The following is a 25,689-nucleotide window of genomic DNA, read 5'->3' as shown; positions in this document are numbered from 1 at the left end:
ACGTCCTTCTCGCGGGGGTGGCCATGGAGTTGTCCGAGGAACCCGGCATCGGTGAGCGCATCGCGCGGCTGCGCGCACGCCGGAAGCTGACGCAGGAGGCCCTCGCCGAACGGGCGGGCCTGTGCGTCGACATCGTCCGCAAGCTCGAACAGGGCGTACGCCGCACGGCGCGGCTGACCACGCTCAACGCGCTGGCCAGAGCCCTGGACGTGGAGCCGTCCGCCCTCGTCGGGCAGCCCGCCACCTTCGAGGCGCGCACCGAGGGCGAGCAGCCCTCCGTCCTGGCGCTGCGCCAGGCCGTCTCGCCGGTGTCCGACCTACTGGGCGACGATCCGGACCCCGAGGATCCGCCGGGCATCGCGGCGCTGCGAGCCTCCCTGCGGTCGACGGAACGCATCCGCCGTGACGGGCGGATGGCCGAAATCGGCGCGCTGCTACCGCAGTTGATCAGGGACGCCAAGGCCGCCGCCCGCGCCACCACCGGCGCCGAGGCCGCCGCGGCCCACTCGGTGCTGGCCGAGGCCTACCAGGTCGCCGCCACGACGCTGACGGCGCTGGGCAAGGAGGACGCCGCCTTCACCGCCCTGGAACGGTCGATGGCCGCGGCGGCCAAGGGGGACGACCCCCACCTGGAGACCGTCGGCTTCTCCAGCCTTGCCTGGGTGCTGACCAAGCAGGGGCGGCTGGCCGACGCCGAACGCGTCGCGCTGAGCGCCGCCGAACGCATCGAGCCCGGGTTCCGCTCCCCACCGCTCGAACTGGCCCTGTGGGGCGTCCTGCTGCTGCGTGCGGCAACGGCCGCGGTCCGTCTGGAGCGGCGCGACACCGTACGGGACCTGCTCGCGATGGCGAGCGCGGCCGCGGCCGGCATCGGCACGGACCGGCTCGACTACGCGACGCCGTTCGGCCCCACGAACGTCGGCGTGGCCAGGGTCAACTTCCTGGTGGAGATGGAGGACAGCGCCGGGGCACTGCGCACCGCGCGCACCGTGCCCGAGCTGCACGCGCTGCCCCCGACATGGCGTGCGCGCTTCCACGTCGACCGGGCCCTGGCCTTCGCCGACCTGCACAAGGACGACGGCGCGCTCCAGGCACTGCTGACCGCCGAGCGCACCGCCCCGGAGTGGATGCGCTACCACTCCACGAGCCGACGCCTGGTGGCCGACCTCCGCCACCGCGAACGACGGCGCGCCTCGCCCCTCACGGAACTGGCCGACCGCCTCGATCTCGACGGGTAGGACAGGGCGTCCCAGCAGGGGCGGAAAGTGGCACAGCGCGTCACTGTCGGGGGCGCGGGCCCTTCCCTAGCGTGGCCGCGCCGTCAGAAACGACGGCCCCCGGCAGCCACCGCGAGCGGGCCGGGGCCGCGCCACCCCGCGAAAGCAGGTCCACGTGCCCGACGTTCCCCCCGTCCGCGGTCCCCTCCGCACGCCCCCGCGGAACGCACAAGCGGAGGCCGCCCGATGAGCACACCCCCCACCCCGCGGCTGCTCCCCTGGGCCGGTCCGGACGGCAAACCCTGCTATCTCCTCACGGACCGGGACGACAGCCTTCTTTCGGAGCGGGCCGATCAGGTCGAGGCGCTGCAACTCAGGATGGGCGCCGGGCTACTGGAGCACGCCCGGGTTCTGATCGACGATCCGTCGGTGGACTCGCGGCAGTTGCGGTTTTTGTCGGCCCAGCTCAGTGCGGCGCTGCGCGACGTGCTGCGCGTCGCACAGAGCCGTGGCGCGCGCCCCGGATGCGGCGAAGAGCCGTCTGACCAGGGCTTTTGAGGGGACGCCAGGTGGCTTCCGCCGCGTGCGGGGGAGATCCCCCTCCGAACCGCCCCCGCACGCGCGAAGCGGCCGCCGCGTGTGGGGGTCGCGGCGGCCGCCGATGTGAACTGCAACGCGTCCTGGGCTTGTGGCCTCTTCAGTGGTGCAGCATGTGAACAACTCTGCCCGTGGGGACTTCCCCGCGGCATCCTCCAGAGGTCGCGGGCTCACCCCCGCCGCTCGGCGGGGGTGTGGGTCCGCCGCAGGGCGGTCCCGGGTGACAGGGAAACGGAATCGCGCGGCGCAGGGCGGTTCCGCAAGCTCGGGTGGTGCGAAGGAGAAAGGGGCGGCCGGTGATCCGTGTCGCTGTGGTGGACGACGAGCGGCTGGTCAGGTCCGGACTGCGGATGATCCTGGGGACCGCCCCGGACATCGAGATGGTCGCGGACTGCAGCGGCGCCGATGCCGTGGAGACCGTGCTGCGCTGTGCGGCCGACGTCGTGCTGCTGGACATCCGGATGCCGGACGTGGACGGGCTGACCGTACTGCGCCGGCTGCGTGCCGCCCCGGAACCGCCCGCGGTGGCGATGCTGACCACCTTCGACGCCCAGGAGTACCTGACGGCGGCGCTGCGCGAGGGGGCGGCCGGGTTCCTGCTCAAGGACTCCGATCCGGAACAGCTCGTACGGGCCGTGCGGACGCTGGCGGCGGGCGGCAGCGTGCTCGACCCCGGTGTCACCCGTGCGGTGATCGGGGGCTATCTGACCGCCGAGGACCAGGCCTCCGCGAACCGGGCGGTGAACGGGCTGACCCCGCGGGAGTCGCAGGTGCTCGCCCTGCTCGGGGAGGGACTGGGCAACGCCCAGATAGCCGACCGGATGGGACTCGCCCCCAGTACGGTCAAGGACCATGTGCGCGCCCTGCTGGGGAAGTTGGGCGGGATCAACCGCATCCAGGCGGCCATCGTCGCCGACCGTGCGGGCCTGGTGACGGGCGACCCGCGGGGGGCGTGGTGAGCGCCGGCGGCGGGGGCGGCAGACGGGGCGACCCGCGGACGCCTGCCGGCGGCGGGGACGGCGGACGACGCGGCCCACGGACGCCCGCCGGGGGCGCGACGGCGCGCGGCGCCGGGGTGCGGCGGACGCCGGCGCGCGCGGCGTGGGTGCGGTGGCTGCGGTACAAGGTCGCCCCGCTGGCGGTCCCGGTGCTGCTCGCGATCGCCGACGCGATGCTGGTCAACGGCGTCGACCTCGACCTCGAAGTGGGCGTCTCGATGGGGGCCGCGGCCGCCCTGCTGGTGCGCCGGCGCTTCCCCCTCCTCGTCTTCCTCTTCACCCTTCCCGGGCTCTACATCGGCTACATCTGGTTCGCGCCGATGATCGCGCTCTACACCCTGGCCGCCCGCCGGCCCGGCCGGGCGCGGCTCGTCGGCTGTGCGCTGCTGCTGATCGCCGCGCACTTCCTGCCGTATCCGATCTCCGACTTCGAACTCACCGCGTACCGGGAGAACACCCTGGTGCTGATCGACGCCAGCGTCACCTCGGCCGCGCCCATCGCCCTGGGCCTGCTGGTGCGCACCCGCAGGGAACTGGCCTCCCGGGTCGCGGACCTGACCCGCAGTCTGCGCCGGGAGGACCGGCTGCTCGCGGACCGGGTCAAGACCACCGAACGCGCCCGGCTCGCCCGTGAGATGCACGACGTGGTGGCCCATCAGGTCAGCCTGATCAGCCTGCAGGCGGGGGCGGTGCAGGTCAGCACCGACGACGCGGAGGCGCGAGCGGGCGCCAGGACGATCCGGGAACTGTCCGTGCGGACACTGGAGGAGCTGCGGCACATGGTGGGCGTGCTGCGGGCGGACGGCGGCGAGGCGGAGGCCCGCGACCTGGCACCCCAGCCGGACTTGGAGGAGCTGCCGCGGCTGATCGAGATGAGCGCGCTGGATGTGACGTACGAGCGCGGCGCGGTGGCCGGCGGCGGGGCGAACGGCGCGAAGACGGTGGAGCGGGCGGCCTTCCGCACGGTCCAGGAGGCGCTCACCAACATCCGCAAGCATGCGCCGGGGGCGCGGGTCCGGGTGCGGGTGGACCCGGTGGACACGGTCCGGGGTGCGGACGGAATCCACGGTGCGGAGGGGCCGGACGGTGCGAACGGCGTGGAGGCGGCCGAGGAGGGCCGTGCGGCGCACGGGCTGCGGGTGGAGATACGCAACGGACCGCCGGACGCGACGGCTCCGGTCCCCGCGCTTCCCGGAGGCGGACACGGGCTGGTGGGGCTGCGCGAGCGCGCCCAGAGCCTCGGCGGGACGCTGGAGGCGCGGCGCACCTCCGACGGCGGCTTCGTCGTACGGGCGGAGTTCCCCTACGGGGCGGGGTGAGGCGAGCGGGCCGGAAGGCCGGGGTGTCCCGGCAGGGGCGGGTCCGGCCCCGGGGAGCCTGGCCGGAGGCAGGTCCCGGCGGGGGTGTCCCGGAGGGCGGGTCCCGGAAGTGTCAGGCGGAGAGCGGTGCGGCGGCCTCGTCGACGGCGGTGCGCAGGTCCGGGTAGACCTCGAAGAGCCGGCGTACGCCCAGCGCGGCCAGCACACGGTTGACGTGCGAGCCGTCCACGGCGCCCTGGGCGGGGAGGATCAGCCGCAGCCGCCCCTGACAGGAGCGCATGAGCCGGCGGGCGGCGATCAGCACGCCGACGCCGCTGGAATCGCAGAACCGCACCTCGGAGAGGTCGAGCACCAGAGATCTCCGGCCGTCCGCCACCGCGTCGTGCACGTGCTGGCGCACCGCAGGTGAGGTGACCAGGTCCATCTCACCGGACACCTGGAGCACGGCCCATGGGCCCTTTTCGTCCTCTGCCACCTTCAACGACACGCGCTCGAAGCCTTTCGCTCGCTTTCGTACCGGATGAACCGCGGCGGTATCCGGAACTCACCCTTCCCCGCCTCGACTGCCCGGCCCCTCTCCCCTGAAACTCTTCCGAATCCTTGGCACAACAGGCCGTCCGCCTAAGGCTATGCCCCGGCGGGCTCAGCTCTTGGCCGACATCCGGTCACACACGGATAACACATGGCCCTATGTGAGCAGGAACGATCCGCATCGATCCACTGCGATCGGGCATTATCGCCACAAAGCGCGGGCACCGGCCCGTCAGGGCTTTACCATCCCCGTACCCCGCGGGGATCGGTTTGCCGCAAAGGCGCGTGCGTTGTCGGACCCTCGCATTACATTCGAGGGCACGGCGGGTCTGTGAGAGTGCACACAGGCCCGGACAGGTGCAGGTGCAGGTGCAGGAGTGACGGCCGAGGTGTGCGCCCGGAGGCGACGGGCAGGGATGGGGATCCGATGGGACACGACGCCCCACCGCGGTGGGACAGGCGGATGCAGCAGCGGCTCGCCCACGGCGAGGCGGCGGCGCTGGGCGAGCTCTACGACCGCTTCGCCTCCCTCGTGCACAGCCTCGCCTACCGCGTCCTGGACGACGAGGACGCCGCCGACCGCGTCACCCGCGAGGTGTTCGGCTACATCTGGGAACACCCGGATTCCTACGACCCCAAGCAGGGCCCGCTGCGCTCCTGGGTCGCCGGCATCACCCGCCACCAGGCCGTCCAGCGACTGCGCCAGACGGAGGCGGCCTCGGCCCGCGACTGCGGACCCGACGCCCCCGCGCCCGCCGAAATAGAGGAGAAGATCCGCGAGGCGTCCACCGCCGCCCGCGCCGACTTCATCGTCACGTCCATGCCCGCGCCCCTGCGGGCCGCCCTGGAGCTGGCGTACTTCCAGCGCCGGGACTACCGCCAGACCGCCGCCGACCTCGGCGTCACGGAGGACGAGGCCCGGCGCCGGCTCCGCCTGGGCCTGCAGCTGCTGTCCACCGCCCACAACCACCAGGCCCTGCCGCCCGCCCACCGCACGGCACCCGCCCCGCGCTCCGCCCCCGGCGCGCCCCGTGCGCCGCACACTCCCCGCGGGCCGCGCCCGTCGCACACCCAGCACACCGGCCAGGGGACCTCCGCACCGCCCGGCGGCCCGGGCCATGGGTGGTCGCGGTGAACGGCCCGGACGAGTGGGACGACCACGAACTCCCCAGCAGCCCCGGCGAACGCCCGCGCATACCGTCACCGCGCACCGCGGCCGAGGACCTCGGCCCGCTCCCGGACGCCCAGCCGGCCCCCGTCCGCGACCCGGTGCAGGACACCGGCGGCGGCCCCCGCGAACCGGAAGCCGAGCCCGTGACCGAGCTGCCCGCGCCCGTACCCCTCCCCTCGTCGGCGCCCGCCCCGCCGCACAAGGTCCTCAAGTCGCTGCTCGGCGCCTGGGCCCTGTCGGCCTGCTCCGCCGAGGAGACGGCCGCGGTCGAGGCCCATCTGACCGACTGCGCCTCGTGCGCGGACGAAGCACTGCGGCTGCGCGATGCCGTCGGGCTGCTGCACCCCGCCGACAGCCTCGACCTCGACCCGCTGCTGCGCTCCCGTGTGCTGGAGGGCTGCCTCGGCCGCCGTCCGGCCCGTATCCCGGTGCCCGAGTGGGCGACGCCGTACGACGCGGAGACCGCCAAGCTGGATGCGCTGCTGCGCGACATGGGCGAGGCGGAGTGGCGCGCACCGGTGCGGCTGCGCTGGTTCGAGGGCGAGCGCCCGGTCGAGCGGGCGACCACCGTCGCCGGCGTCATGGGGCATCTGATGGCGGTGGACGGCCTGGTCGCCACGGCCCTCGGGCTGCCCGACCCGCTCGGCACGGCCGCCCCGCCGGGCACCCCCGACCCCCTCATCCGTACGGAAACGTTCTGGCGGACGCCGGACGGCGAGCCCAGCCCGCTCGCCCTCCGCGCACCGTGGCGCGACCAGAGCTACGCACTGATACGACAGGTGTCGTTCGCCGGTGACAAGGTCGCCGAACTCGCCGTGCCGTACGGGGAGTTCCGGCTGGCGCTGCGCGACTCGTTCCTGGACCGCGCCTTCGAGTGCTGGGTGCACGCCGGGGACATCGCGGAGGCGGTGGACTATCCGTACGAGCCCCCGGCTTCCGGGCACCTCCACCAGATGGTCGACCTCGCCGCCCGGCTGCTGCCCAGTGCGCTGGCCGACCGCCGGCGGGCCGGGCTGGCCGCGCCGCCGCAGCGGCTGGTCGAGGCGGGCGCCCCGGGCCGGACGCTCCACCTGGAGGTCGAGGGCAACGGCGGCGGCCACTGGTACATAGCGCTGGACTCGCCGGCCGCGCTCGGCACCCCGGAGCGCACGGTCGCCCATATCGCCCTGGACAGTGCCGAGTTCTGCCAGCTGGCCGCGGGCCACATCTCCCCCGAGGAGGCCGCGGCCGGACAGAACGGCGAACGCGACGCGATCCGTGATGTGCTCTTCGCGACGGCGTCGCTGTCCCGGCTCTAGGGCTCTACGGATCCGGGGCGGGGCGGGGTTCTGGGGGGGGCAGGCCCGCCAGTAGGGGGCGGTCGAACGTGTCCCGTAGGGGGTCCGAGCGCCCCCTCGGGGCCACAACACGAGAGGTGCGGAGGGTATTCCGCGGCGGAGGCATTCCGCGGCGGAAAGCCCTCCGCCGCGGCAGGGCGATGCGCCTACGCGAAGACGACCGTCCGGCTGCCGTTGAGCAGCACCCGGCGCTCGCTGTGCCACTTCACCGCCCGGGCCAGCGCCTGGCACTCGACGTCCCGGCCGATCGCCACGAGCTGGTCCGGCGTGACGTCGTGCCCCACGCGCTCGACCTCCTGCTCGATGATCGGGCCCTCGTCGAGGTCCGCGGTGACGTAGTGCGCGGTGGCGCCGATGAGCTTCACACCACGGGCGTGCGCCTGGTGGTACGGCTTGGCGCCCTTGAAGCTCGGGAGGAAGGAGTGGTGGATGTTGATGATCCGGCCGGACAGCGCCTTGCACAGATCGTCGGAGAGCACCTGCATGTAGCGGGCGAGCACCACCAGCTCGACGTTCTCCGCCCGCACCAGCTCCAGCAGCTGCGCCTCGGCCTCGGCCTTGGTGTCGCGGGTGACCGGGATGTGGTGGAAGGGGATGTCGTACGAGCCGACCAGTTCGGCGAAGTCCGTGTGGTTGGAGACCACGGCCGCGATCTCGACCGGCAGGGCGCCGATCCGGGAGCGGAAGAGCAGGTCGTTGAGGCAGTGCCCGAACTTGGACACCATCAGGACGATCCGCATCTTCTCGTCGGCCCGGTGGATCTGCCACTCCATGCCGAAGGAATCGCCCACCGCCGCGAAGCTGGCCCGCAGCTTGTCGACGCTCACCGAGGCGTCCGCGCTGAAGTGGACCCGCATGAAGAACAGCCCGGTGTCGTGGTCGCCGAACTGCTGGCTGTCCTCGATGTTGCAGCCGGTGATGAAGAGATAGCTGGAGACGGCGTGCACGATCCCCTGCTTGTCCGGGCACGACAGGGTGAGGACGTACTGATCGTTCCGATCGTGCTGACCGGGCTGGGTGGGCTGCGACTCGCTCATGACCTCATAGGGTCGCACACCCGCCGGGCAGGTCAGGCCGGGGCGTCCGCCTGACCGGTCATGATGGCCAGCACCTCCAGCGAGCGCGGCGCGGCGTCGGGGTCCTCGCCGTCGGCCGTCGCCAGGTGCACATGGGCCTCCCGGGCCGCGTGTACGGCCTCCGGCCAGCCCTGGTGCTCCATATACGCGGTCACCGGAGCGTCCGCGCCGACCTGGTGCATGATCCTCAGCACCCGCAGCACGGCGGCATCGACGAGCTGGGCCTCCTGGGAGTCCCGGAAGATCGTGCCGACGTACTTCTCGGCGGACCAGTTGTCCAGCCAGGTGTCCTCGACGAGCCGGTAGACGGCGTCGGTGACGTCCCCGTACCCGGGCACGCCGGCCAGCCAGGCCTCCTGCTGGAAGGCGGGGTCGGAGAGCATGTGCAGCGCGGAGCGCACATTGCTGCGCCAGCGCCACCACGGCATGTCGTTGAGTGGCATACCGCCCATGGTGGTCGAGCGGCGGCCGCGACGGGAAGACTTCTCCGAACCTTGCACAGCAATCGATCGTACGTTCTTCACCAATGATCTCAAGCGGCCCCCTGGAGTTCACCTCTGCGTCACCATCCATTGCCTCCTCGTCACCAGCCCGTTCCGGGCAGGACGGAAGGCTGCTGTGCCATGACCGGACGGCGTCGCTCCCTCCCCCGCCCCCTTTCCTCCGCCCCCGTGGTCCCGGCCGCTTCGGCGGCGGTGTGTACGGCGGTCCTCGCGTCCCTGCTCTCGGGCTGCGGCTCGCTCGCCGGAGCGGCGGACTCCGGGGGCAAGGCCCCGGTCACGGTGATGACCTGGGCCCCCGACGGCACCAAGGCGACCAATATGCCGGGTATGCCGGCCATGGCTCAGGCCTACGCCCGCTGGGTCAATTCCCGGGGCGGCATCCGGGGCCATCACCTGAAGGTGCTGACCTGCAACGAGCACAACGACTCGGTGACCGCCGCGCACTGCGCCCAGCGCGCGGTGGACGAGGGCGCCGTCGCGGTCGTTGGCTCGTACAGCCAGTTCGGCCGCTCGTTCATGTCGCCGCTGGAGGTCAAGGGCATCCCCTTCATCGGCGGCTACGGCGCCTCGGACGAGGAGTTCGAGAGCCCGCTGTCCTACCCCGTCAACGGCGGGCAGGCCTCGCTGCTCGCCGGGAACGGCCGGCAGCTGGCGCGCGACTGCAGCCGGGTGGCGCTGGTCCGGCCGGACAGCATCCAGGGCGACCAGATGCCGTCGCTGCTCAACTCCGGTCTGCAGAGCGGCAGTCGGCACCCGGCCAAGGACATCAAGGCGCCCGAGGACGGCACCGACTACTCGTCCGCGGTGAACCGCGCGCTGGACGGCGTGGGCGCCGACCCGGCCGTCCACGGCACCTCGGCGAACGGCGGCAAGGCGCCCGGCTCCTGTGTGACGGCCTCGCTCGGCGATCACACGGACGCGTTCTTCGACTCGTTCCGGCGCCTGCAGGAGGACAGCCCCAAGGTGCGGGTCGCCTCCGTCCTGGGCAGCGTCGGCCAGTCGCTGCTGAACCGTACGGGCGGCAGCGCCGGGCCGCTGGAGGACGCGGACATCACCGGCTGGTACCCGGTCGCGCACGATCCGCGCTGGCAGCCGATGCGCAAGGTGATCAACGACTTCGCCTTCGACGACAACCGCATCGACCCGGCCGACCAGGGCGTCCAGACCACCTGGATCGCCTACACCGTGCTGCGCGCCCTGATCGGGCAGCTCGACGACGCGGGCGTCGACGACATCACCCCGCACGCCCTGCAGACGACGCTGGACCGCGGCGACCGGGCCATCGACACCGGCGGGCTGACCCCGAAGCTGCGCTGGCGGGACGACGACCTGCTCGCCGTCCAGGACTTCCCCCGCATCGTGAACGGGATGGTGACCTACCAGGTCGTCAGGGACGGCGAGTTGACCGCCGCCCGGGACGGCTTCGTGAACGTCACCAAGACGCTGGAGCGGCGGCGCACCGACGACGGCTGACCCGCACGGACGGCGGGCGGGCGGGGCGGGCGGCCGGGTGGCGCCCGCCCCGATGGCTGCTCAGAGCTGTTCGGGGCGGCGCTCGGTCAGCCCGTACTTCTTGGCGAGCGGGTTCCAGAGCTGCGCCGCCTGCCTCTTGGCGGTGGTGGCCTGGCCGCTGGCCGCGTTGCCCTGCGCGGTCTGCCTGCTGAGCCGGGCCTTGCCCTTGTGGCAGCCCTTCTTGCTGCCGACCTGGCCGGCCCAGGCCGCGTAGTGGTTGTCCGCGGCCGCCGAGGACTGCCAGGCCTTGGTCAGCGCGGCGGTCAGCTGGGCGTGCTGGGGGATCTTGTCGACGGGCAGCTGCTGCAGCCGCTTCACCAGGTCGTTGCGCTGGCCGGCCGCGGCCCGCAGGTCCTTGGCCGCGCCGCCGAGGTTGCTGCAGGTCTTGATGCTGTTGACGGCGCCGATCACCGAGGCGCGGCTGTTGTTGCTGTCGCCCAGCAGCGCGTCCAGGCCCTTGGCCTGCTCCTGTGCCGGATCGGCGGAGGGCTTGGGCTCCTCCGGGCTCTTGGCCGCCTTCGTGGTGCCGGACCCGGCGTCCTGCTTCTTCGCCGTGTCGTCGCTGCTGCCGCCGCTCAGCGCCCAGCCGAGGCCGAGGCCGGCCCCCGCGAGCGCCACGATGACGATGCCGACGATCACGGCCGGGGCGAGCCGGCGGCGGCCGCCGCCGTCGCCGTCGTACGGGGCCGGCTGGTCGTAGCCGCCGCCGGGCGGGAACTGCTGGCCCGGCTGACCGGGCGCCTGCCGGCCGTACGGCGGGCGGCCCGGGTCCTCGAAGCGCGGCAGCTGCGCGGTGGAGTCCGGGGCGGCGGCCTGGCCGGGCGCACCCGGCCCGTCGCGGAACAGGCCGTCGAACTCGGCGGGGGTGGGACGGTCGCCGGGCGCGCCGGGACGCACGCCGTACGGGGCGCCGGGCGGCGGGGGCGGTGCGGTGGCACCGACCGGCGGGATGAGCTGGGTGGCGTCGGCGTCGCCCGCGCCCTGGGCGCCGGGCATCGGCGCGGACTGCGGCTGCGGCATCGGCTGGGCCTGGCCCTGCGGCCGCTGCTGGTTCGGCTTGATCGCGCGCAGCATGGTGGTGGACTCGTCGGGCGTCTCGGGCCGCGAGGCCGCCTCGGGCGGCAGCGGCGCGGCACCGGGGCCGCCGGGCTGCGCGCCGAAGGGGGGAATGAGCGCGGTGGCCTCCGCGTCGCTCGCGGCGGGCGGCAGCGGCGCACCGGTCTGCGGGGTGGCCCGCACCAGCGCGCCGGACGCGTCCTGCGGCTGCTGCCCGTACTGCTGCTGGGCCTGCTGAGGCTGCTGGGCCTGCTGGCCGTACGGCTGCTGCGGGGGCTGCTGGCCGTTCCCGTACTGCCGGCCGTCGGCGTACTGCTGCCCCTCGGGCGGCAGCGCGCCGGGCGAGCCCTGGCCGTCGGCCGCGCCGTGCGGCAGCAGCGCCGTCGCCTCGGCGGCCGACTCGGCCGGCGGCAGCGGCGCGCCCTGCTGCGGGGACGCCTGCTGCGGCGCCGACGGCGGGACGGGCGGGGCCGGCGGCGGGCCCTGGGGCGACGCGGGGAAGCCCTGGCCGCCCTGCGGCTGCTGCGGCACGCCGGCCTGGGACGCCTGGGTCTGGTGGTGCGGCGCCTGCTCCGGGGCGTAGCCCTGGTCCTGGCCGTAGCCCTGGCCCTGGCCGTAGCCCTGCTGCGGGGCGGGCGCCCCGCCGTACGGCTGGGGGGCGGGGGCGGCCTGCTGGCCGGGGCCCCAGGGCTGGCCCCACGGCTGGCCGGCCGGCGGCGCGGCCTGCTGCTCGGGCACCCACGGCTCACCGTTGGCGGGCAGCACAATGCCCTCTCGCGCGGGACCGGCCGCAGAATTCTGCGGGTCGTGACCCTGTCCGCTCTGCGTCACCGTGACTCCTACCAACGTGCAGACCTACGGAATCGTCGGCTGCACGCTACCGGGTCGCAGCAACGTTCGACCACGTCGCCTGGTCACCACCCCCGCCCGCCCCCGCAACGCACCGGGCGGGCCCTGCCAGCGGCCCGCCCGGCCCCGTACGACAAACCCGACGCCGTGCGACAAAGCCCCCCACCGCCCCCGCCCCGCCGCCACGCGCCCCGTCCCGAGGCGTAGTTCACACCTCCGCGGGCCGGCTCAGGCCGCCGTGGCCCGCAGGTCCAGCCGGGCGCTGAACTCGCGCACCACCGGTTCGTCCCTGAAGGGCTCCAGGCGCAGCTGGAAGTCCTCCAGATACTCCGCGCCCCGGTCCGAACGCAGCCCGCTCAGCAGCTCCACCGCCTGGGTGCCGGTGTGGCAGGCCTGTTCCACCTCCCGTTGCTGCGCCTGGGAGCCGGCCAGCAGCAGCAGCCCGATGGCCCGCCGCCGCGCCCGGCCCTCCGGGTGCCCGTCCAGCGCCTCCTGCGCACGCTGGGCCGCGGGCCCCGGCTGCCCCAGGTCCCGGTGGCAGTGGGCGAGTTCGTCGGCCAGGTAGGCCTGGTCGAAGTGGGCGATCCAGACCGGGTCGTCGCCCGACTCGGCCGTCGCGTCGGCGCGCTCCATCGCGGCGACCGCCCGGCCGGCCACCGCCTGGAAGGCCCGGCCGTCGCCCATCAGGGCGTGTCCGCGCGCCTCCGCCGCGCAGAACATCGCCTCCGCACGCGGGGTGACATGGCCGCGGGCGCCCTCCTGGGCGGCGCGCGCGAGCTGGGCGATCTCCCGGGGGTTGCCCAGCGAGGCGGCGAGATGGCTCATGCTCGCGGCCAGGACATAGCCGCCGTAGCCGCGGTCCCCGGCCGCCTGGGCCAGCCGCAGCGCCTGGATGTAGTAGCGCTGGGCGAGGCCGGGCTGTCCGGTGTCGACGGCCATGTAGCCGCCGAGCTCGGTCAACCGCGCGACGGCGGCGAAGAGTTCCCGCCCGACGGACTCGCGGTACGAGCCGGCCAGCAGCCCCGAGACCACGCTGTTGAGGTAGTGCACGACGACCGGCCGGACGTGCCCGGCGCCGAAGCGGTGGTCGAGTTCGCCGAGCGCCGTGGTCATCGCGCGCACCGCCTCGACGTCCGAGATCCCGACCCGGGCGCCGGCGTTCCGGGCGACCTGGCTGTCCGCGCCGGTGATCAGCCAGTCGCGGCTGGGCTCGACCAGCGCCGAGGCCGCGACCGTCGAGCCGCTGAGGAAGTCGCGCCGCCCGACATCGCTGCGCCACAGCTCGCAGACCTGCTCGATCGCCCCGAGGACGGTCGGCGAGAACTGCAACCCCACCCCGGACGCGAGGTTCTTGCCGTCGGCCATCCCGATCTCGTCGATGGTGACCGTGCGCCCCAGCTTGCGCCCCAGCGCCTCCGCGATGACGGCCGGCGCCCGGCCCCGCGGCTGCTGTCCGCGCAGCCACCTGGCCACGGAGGTCTTGTCGTAGCGGAGGTCGAGACCGTGCTCCGCGCCGCACATGTTGACGCGGCGGGCGAGCCCCGCGTTGGAACAGGCGGCTTCCTGGATCAGCGACTGCAGCCGTTCGTTGGGCTGCCGTGCGACGAGTGGCCTGGCGGCCATGCTTGTACCCCCTGTGTACCGCGGCGCGTTCACCGGCGAACGCCGTTCCTCGTGATCGATTCCCCGTGAATATGCCGGATATCCGAGAGATCCGGGATATGCGCGATAGGAGAGATCGGAGTGATACGCACTTTGCAGCGGATGCTCGGTTGTGAGCGTTTTGGGCTCTGTCCGGAGCATCCTCGGTGCGAAGCGCTCGTTCCCGAGGAGGGCGGGTGCGCGGTGCCGTGCACGGATCACGGCGCCGCCGTGCCCGGCTCCCCCCGGGTGCACTGCGGGCTGCCGCCGGGCGGCCTCTCCGCCCGTCACGCAGGTGGCTACCCGCTCCTGTGGCCCCGCCCGCACACGCGCCCCCACCGGTGCACCCATGCGCCCCACGTGCGAGAACGATGCGCCGGGGGGCGTCCGTCGGGCCGTAACCCTTGGTGACACCGGGAGTTGTCCTGTGCGTGGAAGAGACCATCACCGTCACAGGAGCCCCGCAGATCCCCCAGCAGCGCGGCGAGCAGCTGTTGGAGACCGCGGTGCGTTACGCGGAGGAACGGCATTGGGACGTGTTCCCGGGCGCATGGCTGGAGCACGACGGACGGACGCCGCGCTGCTCGTGCGACGCCGGTGACTGCGCAGCGCCCGGCGCGCACCCCACCGTCCCCGACTGGGCCGGCCAGGCCACCGGCAGCGCGACCACCGTCCGCCGCATGTGGAGCACGCAGCCGCACGCCTCGATCCTGATGCCGACGGGCCGGTCGTTCGAGGCGCTGGACGTCCCCGAGACCGCGGGCTGTCTGGCGCTGGCCCGTATGGAGCGGATGGCGCTGCCGCTCGGGCCGGTGACCCGCACCCCCGGCCGCCGGATGCTCTTCCTCGTCCTTCCCGGCGCCTCGGTGAAGGTCCCGGCGCTGGTGCGGAGCCTGGGCTGGGCGCCGGCCGCGCTCGATCTGATCTGCCGCGGCGAGGGGGAGTACATCGCCGCGCCGCCGACCCGGGTGGGGGCGCACGGCTCGGTGCAGTGGGCGCGCCGCCCCACCGCCAGCAACCGCTGGCTGCCGGACGCCGAGGACTTGATCAGCCCGCTCGCGTACGCCTGCGCGCGGGACGCGGTCGCGGTACGGGGACGCTGACCCGGACCCGTCCGCTCCCCTTGCCCCTGGGGGCGCCGACCGCCCGGCGCCCCGTGTCCCCCGGTCGTATCGTGGGGCCGGACGGGGGTCAGGACGGCTCCTGCGGGGACGTCGGAGGGCAGCACCGGTGGCGAACGAGCCGGAAGACATCGAGCGGCGGGACGAGTCGGCGCCGCCGCCGCACAGCGCGGCCGCTTCTGCGGGCGGCCCGGCCGCGGCGGCCCGCGAGGACGCCTTCGCGGGGCCGCCCGCCGTACGCGTCCAGGGCCTGTGGAAGAGGTTCGGCGACCAGATCGCCGTCAACGGCATCGATCTGACGCTGCCCGCCGGCCGCTTCATCGGGCTCGTCGGCCCCAACGGCGCCGGCAAGACCACCACCCTCTCCATGGTGACGGGCCTGCTGCGGCCGGACTCCGGGCTGGTCGAGATCGGCGGGCACGACGTCTGGCGGGACCCGGTGTCGGTCAAGTCCCGCATCGGGGTGCTCCCCGAGGGGCTGCGGCTCTTCGAGCGGCTCTCGGGACGCGAACTCCTCGGCTACATGGGGCGGTTGCGCGGTCTGCCGGGCGGCGAGGTCGACAAGCGGGCCGGGCAGCTGCTGGACGTGCTCGACCTGTCCGGCGCCCGGAACAAGCTGGTGGTGGACTACTCCACCGGTATGCGCAAGAAGATCGGGCTGGCGGCGGCGCTGCTGCACAACCCCGAAGTCCTCTTCCTCGACGAGCCCTTCGAGGGCGTCGACCCGGTGTCCGCACAGACCATCCGCGGCGTGCTGGAGCGCTACACCGCCTCCGGGGCGACCGTGATCTTCTCCAGCCATGTGATGGAGCTGGTCGAGTCGCTGTGCGACTGGGTCGCGGTGATAGCGGCCGGGCGGATCCGGGCGGACGGCCCGCTCGCCGAGGTGCGCGGCACGGCGCCCTCGCTGCAGGACGCGTTCCTCGAACTCGTCGGCGCCCGGGGCCGCGGCGCGGGCGCGGACCTCGACTGGCTGGGCGGTGGCGGCGCCCGATGAGCACCGAAGCCGCCCCGGCGGCCGCCCCTCAGGGCGCCGCACCGTCCCTGACCGGTGTCTTCGTCCGGCTGAAGCTGTCACTGCTGCGCAACGGCCTGCGCCGGTCAACCGGCCGCGCGCTGGCGTACGTCGGGTCCGTCGTCGTCGGTCTGCTGTTCGCCGCGGCCGCGGTGCTGGGGCTGATCGCGCTGCGCGGGACCGCGCACGCCGGCGCGCTGGTCGTGCTGCTCACCGGGATCCTCGCCCTGGGCTGGGCGGCGCTGCCGCTGTTCTTCCCCACCGGCGACGAGACCCTCGACCCGACCCGGCTGGTCATGCTGCCGCTGCGGCCGCGGCCGCTGATCGGGTCGCTGCTGGTGGCCTCGCTCGTCGGCATCGGTCCTTTCGTCACCCTCGCGCTGGTCACCGGCTCGGTGATCGCGGTCGCGCACGGGGCGGCCGCCGCGGCCGTGGGCGTGGTGGCGGTCGTCCTGGTGACGCTGGTGTGCGTGTCGCTGGCGCGCGCGGTCGCGACCGCCTCGGTGCGGCTGCTGACCAGCCGCCGCGGCCGTGATCTCGCCGTGCTGAGCGGCCTGTTCATCGCCATCGGCGCCCAGGGCGTCAACATCGCCGCCCAGAAGCTGGGCCGGCCGGACGGCCTGTCCGTACTGGAGCCGGTGGGCACGGTCCTGCGCTGGGTGCCGCCGGCCTCGGCGGTCGGCGCCGTCGAGGACGCCGGGCACGGGGCGTACGGGCGGGCGCTGGCCGGCCTGGCGCTCACGGCGGTGGCGCTGGTCCTGCTGTTGTGGTGGTGGCAGCGCACCCTGACCACGTTGATGACGGCCCCGGACTCCTCGACTCTCCAGGCCGTGGAGAAGGACAGTGCGCGCGGGGCCGCCGCGGGGGAACGCGGGCTCGCGCGCCTGCTGCCGGACGGGCGGACCGGCACGGTCGCGCTCCGTACGCTGCGCTACGCATGGCGCGACCCCAAGTCGAAGATGGCGTGGGCGACCGCGCTCGGCGTCGGCCTGCTGGTGCCGGTCGTCTCGGCGGCGCAGGGCAACGGCAGCATCTATACGTCGTTCTCGGCGTCCGCACTGCTCGGGGCGCAGATGTACAACCAGTTCGGTCAGGACACCTCGGCGTTCTGGATGGTGGCCTCGACGATCGCCACCCCGCGGGACGCCTACGAGGAACTGCGGGCGCGCGCCCTGGCGCTGGCGTCGGTGGCCGTCCCGTTCGTCACCCTGGTCGTCCTCGGCAGCGCCGCCGTCATCGGGCCCTGGTCGGACTTCCTGGAGGTCTACGGGCTCTCGCTGGCCGTGCTGGGTGCGCTGCTGGCGACCGGGGCACTGTCGTCGGCGCTGTTCCCCTACTCGATCCCCTCGGAGGGCAACAAGAACGTCGCGCCGGGACAGGGCGCGATCGCCTGGTTCAGCCTCTTCGGCGGGGTGGCGGTGGGCGCCGTGCTGTGCGCGCCGCTGCTGGGACTGACCATCTGGCTGCACGTCGCCGGTCTGCACCACCTGTTGTGGGTGCTGCTGCCGGTGGGCGCGGTCTACGGCGCGGGCGTGGCGGAGCTGGGCCTGCGGGTGGCGGCGCCCCGGGTGGCGGGGCGGCTGCCGGAAATCCTGACGGCGGTCAGCAAGGGCTGAACCGGCGGAGCCGGCGCGCGGCGGCATCGCCCGCGCGCCGGAACGGCGGCCGGTCGCCACGCGCCGTGCTCCCCACCCCGGGGAGCACGGGCTGCGGCCTCGCCTCGGGGCACATCAGCCGGGCATCGTGGCCGTGCGGAGGAACGGTTCGATGGCCGCGCACCAGGCGTCGGGCTGTTCCCACGGGAGCAGATGACCGGCGTCGGGGATCTCCGCGTAGGCGCCGCGCGGCAGCACCCGGACCATCTCCATGGCCTCGGCGCGACCCAGCTCGGCGTCGAGGCCGCGGACGACGAGGGACGGGCACGACACCTGGGCGAGTTCTTCCCAATGGGCGTCGTGGACCCAGGTCTCGCGGGCGGTGAGCATCTGCCGGCGGGAGAAGACGGGGCGCCAGCCGTCGGACCGCTCGGCCATCACCTCGGCGAAGAACTCCCCGCGGGCGGGTCTGGGCCGCTCCAGGGTCGGGTCGTCCTCACCGAACCACTTGCGGACGTCCGCGAGGGTGGCGAACGGCACCGGCCAGGACCGGAACCACTCGGTCCACTCGCGCTGCGAGGCCGCCCCGAGCGCCGAGGCCCGCATGTCGCAGATGACCAGCGCACTGACCAGATCCGGTCTTCGGGCCGCTAACTGCCACGCCGTCAGGGCGCCCATGGCATGCCCGACGAGGGCGACCGGGGCGAGACCGAGCTGCTCGACGGCCGCGATGGCGTCATCGACATACGCCTCGCGGTCGTACGGCCCGTCGGCGGGCTTCTCGCTGCGGCCGTGGCCCCGCTGGTCCAGCGCGACGGGGCGGTGGCGCGCGCTCAGGCGGCGCGCGGTGGCCGCCCAGTGCGAGGCGCGGCCCATGAGGCCGTGGAGCAGCAGGACGCCCGGTCGCTGCTCGCTCTCCTCCAGCCCGCCGCCGATCTTGGGCGGGTCGGTGAATTCCCAGGCGGCGAGGCCTACGCCGCCGACTCCTGTGACATCGATGCGCTGCACCATGTGCCCTGGCACCCCCAATCGTCCCTTGAGCAGCTCCACACTATCGAACCCCTATTCGAACGCGCCGGAACGGCGCGCAATACCCCTCGTTCGAGTGACCTCACTCAAGGATTGGCCGCGCCCGCCACGGGGAGACATCTGCCGGGAGGCGGGCCCTACCGGGAAGGGGGCCCGTGGGGGAAGACCCTGGGAGCTCGGGGCTCCGGGTCTTGGGTGGGGGACATGGGGAGGCAGGGCCCCGGCTGCTCGCAGCGCCGGGGCCCTGACCGTCTCCGTACGGCATGGATGCATCCGAGCCCCCTCCCGGCCAGGACAGGCCGATGCATGGCCATGCGTCAGGGTGACACGAGACCGGCCGTATCGCACGGATTCGCACAAGTCCGTTCAACCGGAAAGAACTTGCCGAGCCCGCCGAGGTGCGCATCGGCGCAGCTCAACGGGCTCGTGGGGAGGATTCCGCCGGACGTGCGGAAAAGAATGCGGCTGAAACTGCTTTCAGCGCTTGGCGACAAACACATGGGCGGCGATCTCGGAGTCCAGCTCGGCGGCCTCGCCGCTGCTGCCGACCAGCACCCCGGCCGGCGACTCCGTCACGCTCACCACGGCGCCCGGCTGCACCCCGGCCCGCCGGAGGGTGTACATCAGCTGGGCGTCCGCCTGGATCGGCTCGCCGATCCGGCGCACCACGGCCGTCTTGCCGTCGGCCCCGGCGTCCAGATCCATCAGGCTCACCATGCCGGCGTCCAGGAACGGGTCGCCCCCGGCCTTCTCGCCGAGCTCCTCCAGCCCCGGGATGGGGTTGCCGTACGGCGACTCCGTCGGGTGCCGCAGCAGTTCCACGACGCGGCGCTCGACCGCCTCGCTCATCACGTGCTCCCAGCGACAGGCCTCGGCGTGCACCTGCTCCCATTCGAGCCCGATGACGTCGACGAGCAGGCATTCGGCGAGGCGGTGCTTGCGCATCACCCGGGTCGCCAGCCGGCGGCCCTCCTCCGTCAGCTCCAGATGCCGGTCACCCGCGACCGTCAGCAGCCCGTCTCGCTCCATGCGCGCCACCGTCTGGCTCACCGTCGGGCCGCTCTGTTCGAGCCGCTCCGCGATGCGGGCGCGCATGGGGACCACACCCTCCTCTTCCAGTTCGAGGATGGTGCGGAGATACATCTCCGTGGTGTCGATCAGTCCGGACATGCGTGCCCCTAGATGTGTGGTGCGGTGGCCCTGGACTCAATTCTGACGCATCCCACCGACAACGGAGCCGCCTCGTCGGTGCGCGCGACCCTCACGGCCGTATTGACAGGGCACAGGTCCAGACCGCAACGTGATCCGCGCCACTGATCAGATACGACGAGATACGACTGATCCGACGAGAGGGGCCCGCGTCCATGGCTCAGAGCGACCGGAGCGACCGGCCGGCCGGGAAGTTCTTCGACGCCGCGATCGACCTGCTGCGGCAGGTCCGCGACGAAGAGGGCGACCGGATCACCGCGGCCGGGCACCTGATCGCGGACACCGTGGCGGCGGGCGGCCGGGTCTTCTCCTTCGGCGCCGGGCACTCCTCGCTCCCCGCGCAGGACACGGTCTACCGCGCCGGCGGCCTGGCGATCATGAATCTGCTGTCCGTCCCCGGCGTGGTCGGCGTGGACGTCCGGCCCGCGACCCTCGGCAGCGCCCTGGAGCGGGTCGACGGGCTGGCCGGGGCCGTCCTGGACACCAGCCCGCTGGAGGCGGGCGATGTGCTGGTGATCATCTCGCTCTCCGGGCGGAACGCGCTGCCCGTCGAGATGGCGAGGCACGCCCGCGACCTCGGCATCAAGGTCATCGGGGTGACGTCGGTGGCGTACGCGGAGGCGACGACGTCCCGGCACGCCTCGGGCGGCTTCCTCAAGGACCACTGCGACCTGGTGCTGGACAGCCGGATCCCGGTCGGCGACGCCGAGTTGACGCTGCCGGGCATCGACGCCCCGTTCGCCCCCGCCTCCACGGTCGTCACCAGCGCGATCATGCAGGCCGTGGTGGCGACGGCCGCCGGCGCCCTCGCCGAGCGGGGCATCGATCCGCCGCTGCTGCGCTCGGGGAACGTCGACGGCGGGCACGACTGGAACGCCCGGGTGATGAGCGCGTACGCGGACCGGATCTTCTACCGGCAGTGAGCGGCGGCCGGCCCGGGAGCGGAGGTCCGGGGCGGCGCGGTCGCCCGCCGCGGAGCGGCGGCCCGGCTCAGAGCGACGCCGCGCCCGCGAGGTCGAGGGCCGTGGCGATCCGGGCCGCGACCTCCTCGGCGTAGTCCGCGTCCGCCCGGTCGAAGGGACGGCGCGCGGGCGCCCGCAGAAAGGTCGCGACGCCGAGCGTGCGCCCCCGGCTGCGCAGCACCACGCACAGACCGTGGACGGTGCCGTCCGGCCAGTTGCGGGCGGCCGCCCAGCCCTCGGGCGAGGCCGGACCGGCGCTGCTGCGCACCGAGCCGCGCCGCTCGTACGCCTGGATCGCCGGATGCCCCGGCACGTACGGCGCGGGGATACCGGTCGCCGGCAACATCTTCGAGGGCCCCGGGGAGCCGGCCGGCGAGGCCAGCGCCCGCACCAGCCGCGGCACGGACCGTTGCCGGCGGCGGTCGGCCCCCGCGCCGGACGGGGCTAACGGGGCGGCCGGGGCGGAGGCGGAGGCCGCCGGGCCGACGGCCGACGGCGCGGCGCCGCCCGCGGCATGCCCCGCGTCTCCTGCGCTCCCCGTGGCCCCCGTCTCCCCGGCATGCGTCGTGTCCGCCGCGTCGCCCGCGTCGCCCGCACCCTCCGTGCCCGCCCCGTCGGGCGCGTCGGAGCCGTCGGGGGCACGGGCACCATCCGCCCCGCCGGACGCCGCCCCGCCTTCCCCGACGGGCCCGCCGGACGCCGCCCCGTCCACCCCGCCCGGCTCGGCACCCTGCGCGGCCTGGTCCCCGACCGCCTCCTCGTCTCCGGCCGCACCGCCGTATCCGACGCCGTACCCGCCGCCCCCTCGGCCGTCGTAGCCGGAGCCGTACGCATCCCCACCACCGGGGCCGTACGCCTCGCCGCCGTACGCGTCCTCATAGACGTCGTCCCCGGCAACCGTGCCGTACGGCTTCGGGGCGGGGGGCATGGCGAGGTCGACCAGGCCGTGGTCGGCGAAGCCCGCGAGGGCGAAGTCGAGGTGGACCGCGGCGGCCTCGGCCGGGTCGGGGCACTCCGCGGCCGCCCGGCCGGCCCGGTGCAGCTGATGGGCGCGGAAGCGCAGCAGGGAACCGTCCTGCTCGGCGCGCTTGGTGTCCGTGACGTCCTGGAAGAGCCAGGCCACGCCCAGCGGCACCGGCTCCTCCGCCAGCGGGGAGGCCAGCCGGACGAAGCCGCTGCGCCAGCACCGGCGCGGCAGCTCCGCCTCCTCGGAGCGCAGCGTGACCCACAGCTCGGCGACGGCCGGCGGCGCGCCCTCGGCGAGGACGTGCTGCAGGGCGCACTCCACCTCCTCGACGCCCTGCCCCAGCAGCTCGCCCAGGGGACGGCCCAGCAGGGCGGTGCGCCCCACCCCCAGGGCGCGGGCGGCGTGCGCGTTGACGACGGCGGGCCGCAGGTCGGCGTCGATCAGCACCACGCCCCACGACGCGTCCTCGAACAGGGCCTCGCTGAGCGCGATGGACCGCTCCAGGTCCATCTGGGTGTGCACCTCGCTGAAGGCGCAGTACACCCCCGCGACCCGGCCCCCGGGGCCGCGGACCGCGGAGGCCTGGGTGCGGACCAGGACGCGGTGGCCGTCCTTGGTCAGCAGGGCGAACTCCTGCACCTGGCGGCCCGGGGAGCGCATGGCGGCCGCGAGGGCGGCGTCGATCTCGTCCGCGTCCTCCTTGCGGACCGCCCAGCCGGCCAGGCCCGCACGGCCGACCGCTTCGGTGGTGGTCCAGCCCAGGATGCGTTCGGCCTCGTGGTTCCAGTGGGTGACCGTGCCGTCCGCGGCGAAGGCGACGAGGGCGGCGTCCATGCCGTCCAGGAGCGCGGCGAGCAGACCGGAGTCCTCGGTCTCGTCGGCGGAGCAGCGCGCCGCCGACGCAGAAGAAGCTGACGAAGCAGTCACTGGCACCCCTCACGAACGCGGCCGCACGTGCTCCACCTGGGAACATTCAACTGGAACGTGACACACCACACAGCCGATTCGCGGAAATCGTTGCTCTCGGGAAATTCCCTTGTGTGCGGCCGGACAGCTTCCTACTGTGTGGAGCACACGAGAAGGGAGGTGGTTCGGCAGATGATTTCGCACCGGACGCGTGAGGTGGCTGCGGGCTAGCGGCCCGTCGCTTCACCCGAAGTGCAGCGCCGGACCAGCGCATACTGCAGATGCGCAGCCGGCCAATCCCAAGCAGTCACCCGACCCGCGGGCTGCCGGTTCGTCCGACCGGCCCTCTGCGCCACGAGCGCGGGGGAAGCAGCCCGCGGGTCGTCTGCGTGATCCGCCCCCCGCCCGTCATGATCTGCTTCTGCACACGACGGGCCGCCGCCGGGGCCGGATGCGCGCCCTTCGAGTGCCGTCCGCCGTCAGGGCGCCAGGCGCTCCACCCGCCACGCCCCGCTCTCGCGGACGTACCGCAGCCGGTCGTGCAGCCGGTTGAGGCGGCCCTGCCAGAATTCGATCGTCTCGGCGGCGATCCGGTAGCCGCCCCAGTGCGGCGGCGCCGGCACCTGCTCGCCCTCCGGGTAGCGGGCCGCCAATTCCTCGTAGGCCTGCTCCAGTTCGTCGCGCGAGGCGACGGGGGCGGACTGGTCGCTGGCCCAGGCTCCGAGCTGGGAGCCGTGCGGGCGGGTGCGGAAGTAGGCGGCGGTCTCGTCCCGGCCGATGCGTTCCGCGGTACCGCTCACCACGACCTGGCGGGCGAGCGGGTGCCACGGGAACAGCAGCGAGACGGCCGGATTTTCGGCCAGTTCCCGGCCCTTGCGGCTGGTGTAGTTGGTGAAGAACACGAAGCCGCGGTCGTCGAACGCCTTGAGGAGCACGGTCCGCGAGCTCGGCCGGCCGGCGGCGTCCGCCGTGGAGACGACCATGGCGTTCGGCTCGTGCAGCCCGGCCACCGTCGCGTCCTTGAACCAGCGCGCGAACTGGTCGTAGGGGCTGGCGGCGAGGTCGGACTCGACGAGCCCCTCGGCGCGGTAGTGCGCACGCATCGAGGAGGGGTCGGGGGTCTCGGCATGGGGCGCGTCGGCGGGGTGCACGGCCTCATCTTGCAACATCGTCTCCGGCGCGGTCAGCCGGGCGGGGCGGAAGTCTGCCCCTCGTCGACCTGCCGTAACCCTCCCGTCGGCAGATCGCCCCCTGTGCGGAGTCTCACGCCTCCCCGCAGGTGAGGGACCCGCCAAAATGAGGAGGCGGCCCACTGTGGGCTCCGCACGGGGAGAGCTATCGTGACCGTCCGGCCTGGAGGGCGCACCCCACGGGCCCGCCCGTGGTCCGACCCGCCGCGGGGCAAGACCGTCGCGTGCCCCACGCCCTGGCGGGGCATCACCGGCGTGACCGGTACGGACCGCGAGCTGCCCGGCGCAGCCGCGTAACCGCACCGGCCGCGCACCGCACACCTAGGACTCGACCGCACGGCAGCCGGTCACGGACCGTTTGCCGTCCCCATCTTGAGGAGCTGCCTGATGTCCGACTTCGTACCCGGACTCGAGGGAATCATCGCGTTCGAGACGGAGATCGCCGAACCGGATAAGGAGGGCGGCTCGCTCCGCTACCGCGGGGTCGACATCGAGGACCTCGTCGGGAAGGTGTCCTTCGGCAATGTCTGGGGGCTGCTGGTCGACGGGGCGTTCAACCCCGGTCTGCCGCCCGCCGAGCCGTTCCCGATCCCCGTGCACTCCGGCGACATCCGGGTCGATGTGCAGTCCGCGCTCGCCATGCTCGCGCCCGTCTGGGGCCTCCAGCCGCTGCTGGACATCGACGAGGCGACGGCCCGTGACAACCTCGCCCGGGCCGCGGTGATGGCCCTGTCGTACGTCGCCCAGTCGGCGCGCGGGCCGGGCCTGCCGATGGTGCCGCAGAAGGAGATCGACACGGCGGAGACCGTGGTCGAGCGCTTCATGAAGCGCTGGCGCGGGGAGCCCGACCCCCAGCACGTCAAGGCCGTCGACGCCTACTGGACCTCGGCCGCCGAGCACGGCATGAACCCCTCCACCTTCACCGCCCGGTCCATCGCCTCCACCGGCGCGGACGTGGCGGCCGCGCTGTCCGGCGCGGTCGGCGCGATGTCCGGCCCGCTGCACGGCGGCGCGCCGTCCCGCGTCCTCGGCATGATCGAGGAGATCGAACGGTCCGGCGACGCCACCGCGTACGTCCGGCGGGCCCTCGACAAGGGCGAACGGCTGATGGGCTTCGGCCACCGCGTCTACCGTGCCGAGGACCCGCGGGCACGGGTGCTGCGGCGCACCGCCCGGGACCTCAACGCCCCCCGCTTCGAGGTCGCCGAGGCACTGGAGAAGGCCGCCCTGGACGAACTCCGCAGCCGCCGCCCCGACCGGGTACTCGCCACCAACGTCGAGTTCTGGGCCGCCATCGTCCTGGACTTCGCCGAGGTCCCGGCGCACATGTTCACCTCCATGTTCACCTGCGCCCGCACGGCGGGATGGAGCGCGCACATCCTCGAACAGAAGCGGACGGGCCGACTGGTCCGGCCGTCGGCCCGATACGTGGGCCCCCCGGCGCGGAGCCCGCAGGACATCGCGGGGTACTCCGACATTGCGTCGCGCTGAGCCCTTCCCCTTTGCCTTCGTTTTTGGCTTTCCCGCCGTGGGGGTTGCTCGCCGTTGCGCCTGCGGCGGGCGGGGTCCGCGGTGCCGCTGCGGTGCCGCTGCGCGGGGCCGGGTGCGGTGGGTTGCGCCTGCGGCGGGCCAGGTCCGCTGCGGTGCCGCTGCGCGGGGCCGGGTGCGGTGGGTTTCGCCTGCGGCGGGCGGGTCCGCTGCGGTGCCGCTGCGCGGGGCTGGTGCGGTGGGTTTCGCCTGCGGCGGGCCAGGTCCGCTGCGGTGCCGCTGCGCGGGGCTGGTGCGGTGGGTTTCGCCTGCGGCGGGCCAGGTCCGCTGCGGTGCCGCTGCGCGGGGCCGGGTGCGGTGGGTTTCGCCTGCGGCGGGCGGGTCCGCTGCGGTGCCGCTG

The 25,689-nt window shown here is 74.0% G+C and carries 21 protein-coding genes; 12 read left to right on the top strand and 9 right to left on the bottom strand.

The genetic code is table 11. The features are described 5' to 3' along the window. Positions 1-23 precede the first annotated feature (23 nt). From AB0411_RS31810 to AB0411_RS31795, 4 genes are all read left to right on the top strand, one after another. Complete coding sequence (locus tag AB0411_RS31810) at positions 24-1,238, top strand: helix-turn-helix domain-containing protein (RefSeq protein WP_366420733.1); 1,215 nt, start codon at positions 24-26, stop codon at positions 1,236-1,238. A 225-nt stretch (positions 1,239-1,463) separates the two neighbouring features. Continuing rightward, a complete protein-coding gene (locus AB0411_RS31805; RefSeq protein ID WP_366420732.1) occupies positions 1,464-1,775 on the top strand; it encodes a hypothetical protein in 312 nt (103 codons plus the stop codon). Positions 1,776-2,110: 335 nt separating this feature from the next. Next, on the top strand, positions 2,111-2,773 hold the full coding sequence (locus tag AB0411_RS31800; RefSeq protein WP_366420731.1) for a response regulator transcription factor: 663 nt from the start codon (positions 2,111-2,113) through the stop codon (positions 2,771-2,773). A gap of 116 nt (positions 2,774-2,889) precedes the next feature. Next, complete coding sequence (locus AB0411_RS31795; protein ID WP_403146806.1) at positions 2,890-4,131, top strand: sensor histidine kinase; 1,242 nt, start codon at positions 2,890-2,892, stop codon at positions 4,129-4,131. A 112-nt stretch (positions 4,132-4,243) separates the two neighbouring features. Here the strand turns inward: AB0411_RS31795 and AB0411_RS31790 are convergent, their stop codons facing one another. After that, positions 4,244-4,618 (bottom strand): STAS domain-containing protein, encoded by a 375-nt coding sequence (locus tag AB0411_RS31790; RefSeq protein WP_030087372.1) that lies wholly within the window; start codon positions 4,616-4,618, stop codon positions 4,244-4,246. A 471-nt stretch (positions 4,619-5,089) separates the two neighbouring features. On the opposite strand from AB0411_RS31790, the gene AB0411_RS31785 reads away from it, so the two are divergent. Both AB0411_RS31785 and AB0411_RS31780 read left to right on the top strand, forming a co-directional pair. After that, positions 5,090-5,797, top strand: a complete 708-nt coding sequence (locus AB0411_RS31785; protein ID WP_403146803.1) for an RNA polymerase sigma factor — start codon at positions 5,090-5,092, stop codon at positions 5,795-5,797. Further along, positions 5,794-7,131 carry a zf-HC2 domain-containing protein gene (locus AB0411_RS31780; protein WP_366420730.1) on the top strand — a complete coding sequence of 446 codons (1,338 nt, stop codon included), beginning with the start codon at positions 5,794-5,796 and terminating at the stop codon, positions 7,129-7,131. Before AB0411_RS31785 ends, AB0411_RS31780 begins: the two co-directional genes overlap by 4 nt. A 185-nt stretch (positions 7,132-7,316) precedes the next feature. Here the strand turns inward: AB0411_RS31780 and purU are convergent, their stop codons facing one another. Together purU and AB0411_RS31770 are read right to left on the bottom strand one after the other, a co-directional pair. Next, a complete protein-coding gene (gene purU / locus AB0411_RS31775; RefSeq protein ID WP_366420729.1) occupies positions 7,317-8,207 on the bottom strand; it encodes a formyltetrahydrofolate deformylase in 891 nt (296 codons plus the stop codon). 32 nt (positions 8,208-8,239) lie between these two features. Next, the gene (locus AB0411_RS31770) at positions 8,240-8,752 is read right to left on the bottom strand and encodes an SCO4402 family protein (protein WP_366420790.1); all 513 of its coding nucleotides are present in this window, start codon (positions 8,750-8,752) and stop codon (positions 8,240-8,242) included. 117 nt (positions 8,753-8,869) lie between these two features. Between AB0411_RS31770 and AB0411_RS31765 the strand changes: the two genes are divergently transcribed. After that, positions 8,870-10,222 carry an ABC transporter substrate-binding protein gene (locus AB0411_RS31765; RefSeq protein ID WP_366420728.1) on the top strand — a complete coding sequence of 451 codons (1,353 nt, stop codon included), beginning with the start codon at positions 8,870-8,872 and terminating at the stop codon, positions 10,220-10,222. 60 nt (positions 10,223-10,282) lie between these two features. Here AB0411_RS31765 and AB0411_RS31760 read toward each other — a convergent pair whose 3' ends face one another. Both AB0411_RS31760 and AB0411_RS31755 read right to left on the bottom strand, forming a co-directional pair. Beyond that, positions 10,283-12,148, bottom strand: coding sequence for a hypothetical protein (locus tag AB0411_RS31760; RefSeq protein ID WP_437044001.1), 1,866 nt, complete (start codon positions 12,146-12,148; stop codon positions 10,283-10,285). Positions 12,149-12,394: 246 nt separating this feature from the next. Beyond that, entirely contained in the window at positions 12,395-13,789 is a 1,395-nt protein-coding gene (locus AB0411_RS31755; protein ID WP_366420727.1) for a transcriptional regulator, read from the bottom strand. A gap of 449 nt (positions 13,790-14,238) precedes the next feature. Here AB0411_RS31755 and AB0411_RS31750 point away from each other — a divergent pair, with 449 nt between their 5' ends. The 3 genes from AB0411_RS31750 (at position 14,239) to AB0411_RS31740 (ending at position 17,559) form a co-directional block, all read left to right on the top strand. Next, on the top strand, positions 14,239-14,910 hold the full coding sequence (locus AB0411_RS31750) for a bifunctional DNA primase/polymerase (RefSeq protein WP_366420726.1): 672 nt from the start codon (positions 14,239-14,241) through the stop codon (positions 14,908-14,910). 127 nt (positions 14,911-15,037) lie between these two features. Then, entirely contained in the window at positions 15,038-15,925 is an 888-nt protein-coding gene (locus AB0411_RS31745; RefSeq protein ID WP_366420725.1) for an ABC transporter ATP-binding protein, read from the top strand. Further along, positions 15,922-17,559 (top strand): transporter, encoded by a 1,638-nt coding sequence (locus tag AB0411_RS31740; RefSeq protein ID WP_366420724.1) that lies wholly within the window; start codon positions 15,922-15,924, stop codon positions 17,557-17,559. The genes AB0411_RS31745 and AB0411_RS31740 overlap by 4 nt, the downstream gene beginning before the upstream one ends. Positions 17,560-17,673: 114 nt before the next feature. Here AB0411_RS31740 and AB0411_RS31735 read toward each other — a convergent pair whose 3' ends face one another. Both AB0411_RS31735 and AB0411_RS31730 read right to left on the bottom strand, forming a co-directional pair. Then, positions 17,674-18,549, bottom strand: coding sequence for an alpha/beta fold hydrolase (locus AB0411_RS31735; RefSeq protein WP_366420723.1), 876 nt, complete (start codon positions 18,547-18,549; stop codon positions 17,674-17,676). A gap of 495 nt (positions 18,550-19,044) precedes the next feature. Next, the gene (locus AB0411_RS31730) at positions 19,045-19,737 is read right to left on the bottom strand and encodes a metal-dependent transcriptional regulator (protein WP_366420722.1); all 693 of its coding nucleotides are present in this window, start codon (positions 19,735-19,737) and stop codon (positions 19,045-19,047) included. Positions 19,738-19,931: 194 nt separating this feature from the next. On the opposite strand from AB0411_RS31730, the gene AB0411_RS31725 reads away from it, so the two are divergent. After that, the gene (locus tag AB0411_RS31725) at positions 19,932-20,699 is read left to right on the top strand and encodes an SIS domain-containing protein (protein ID WP_366420721.1); all 768 of its coding nucleotides are present in this window, start codon (positions 19,932-19,934) and stop codon (positions 20,697-20,699) included. 67 nt (positions 20,700-20,766) lie between these two features. Here the strand turns inward: AB0411_RS31725 and AB0411_RS31720 are convergent, their stop codons facing one another. Continuing rightward, the gene (locus AB0411_RS31720) at positions 20,767-22,632 is read right to left on the bottom strand and encodes a PAS domain-containing protein (RefSeq protein ID WP_366420720.1); all 1,866 of its coding nucleotides are present in this window, start codon (positions 22,630-22,632) and stop codon (positions 20,767-20,769) included. Between the two features lie 458 nt (positions 22,633-23,090). Continuing rightward, positions 23,091-23,780: a pyridoxamine 5'-phosphate oxidase gene (gene pdxH, locus AB0411_RS31715; protein ID WP_366420719.1), complete on the bottom strand. Its 690-nt coding sequence runs from the start codon at positions 23,778-23,780 to the stop codon at positions 23,091-23,093. 408 nt (positions 23,781-24,188) lie between these two features. Here pdxH and AB0411_RS31710 point away from each other — a divergent pair, with 408 nt between their 5' ends. Then, entirely contained in the window at positions 24,189-25,292 is a 1,104-nt protein-coding gene (locus AB0411_RS31710) for a citrate synthase 2 (RefSeq protein ID WP_366420718.1), read from the top strand. Positions 25,293-25,689: the final 397 nt, after the last annotated feature.

Origin of the sequence: Streptomyces angustmyceticus, assembly GCF_040701845.1 — a bacterium.
Lineage (GTDB): Bacteria > Actinomycetota > Actinomycetes > Streptomycetales > Streptomycetaceae > Streptomyces > Streptomyces angustmyceticus_A.
Note: the sequence above shows the minus strand (reverse complement) of the source record. Positions and strands in the feature narration are given on the sequence as shown.

Coding starts and splice junctions, on each gene's coding strand:
- AB0411_RS31810 (WP_366420733.1), top strand. CDS start 24: ATGGAGTTGTCCGAGGAACCCGGCATCGGTGAGCGCATCGCGCGGCTG.
- AB0411_RS31805 (WP_366420732.1), top strand. CDS start 1,464: ATGAGCACACCCCCCACCCCGCGGCTGCTCCCCTGGGCCGGTCCGGAC.
- AB0411_RS31785 (WP_403146803.1), top strand. CDS start 5,090: ATGGGACACGACGCCCCACCGCGGTGGGACAGGCGGATGCAGCAGCGG.
- purU (WP_366420729.1), bottom strand. CDS start 8,207: ATGAGCGAGTCGCAGCCCACCCAGCCCGGTCAGCACGATCGGAACGAT.
- AB0411_RS31765 (WP_366420728.1), top strand. CDS start 8,870: ATGACCGGACGGCGTCGCTCCCTCCCCCGCCCCCTTTCCTCCGCCCCC.
- AB0411_RS31755 (WP_366420727.1), bottom strand. CDS start 13,789: ATGGCCGCCAGGCCACTCGTCGCACGGCAGCCCAACGAACGGCTGCAG.
- AB0411_RS31740 (WP_366420724.1), top strand. CDS start 15,922: ATGAGCACCGAAGCCGCCCCGGCGGCCGCCCCTCAGGGCGCCGCACCG.
- AB0411_RS31735 (WP_366420723.1), bottom strand. CDS start 18,549: ATGGTGCAGCGCATCGATGTCACAGGAGTCGGCGGCGTAGGCCTCGCC.
- AB0411_RS31730 (WP_366420722.1), bottom strand. CDS start 19,737: ATGTCCGGACTGATCGACACCACGGAGATGTATCTCCGCACCATCCTC.
- AB0411_RS31725 (WP_366420721.1), top strand. CDS start 19,932: ATGGCTCAGAGCGACCGGAGCGACCGGCCGGCCGGGAAGTTCTTCGAC.
- pdxH (WP_366420719.1), bottom strand. CDS start 23,780: ATGTTGCAAGATGAGGCCGTGCACCCCGCCGACGCGCCCCATGCCGAG.
- AB0411_RS31710 (WP_366420718.1), top strand. CDS start 24,189: ATGTCCGACTTCGTACCCGGACTCGAGGGAATCATCGCGTTCGAGACG.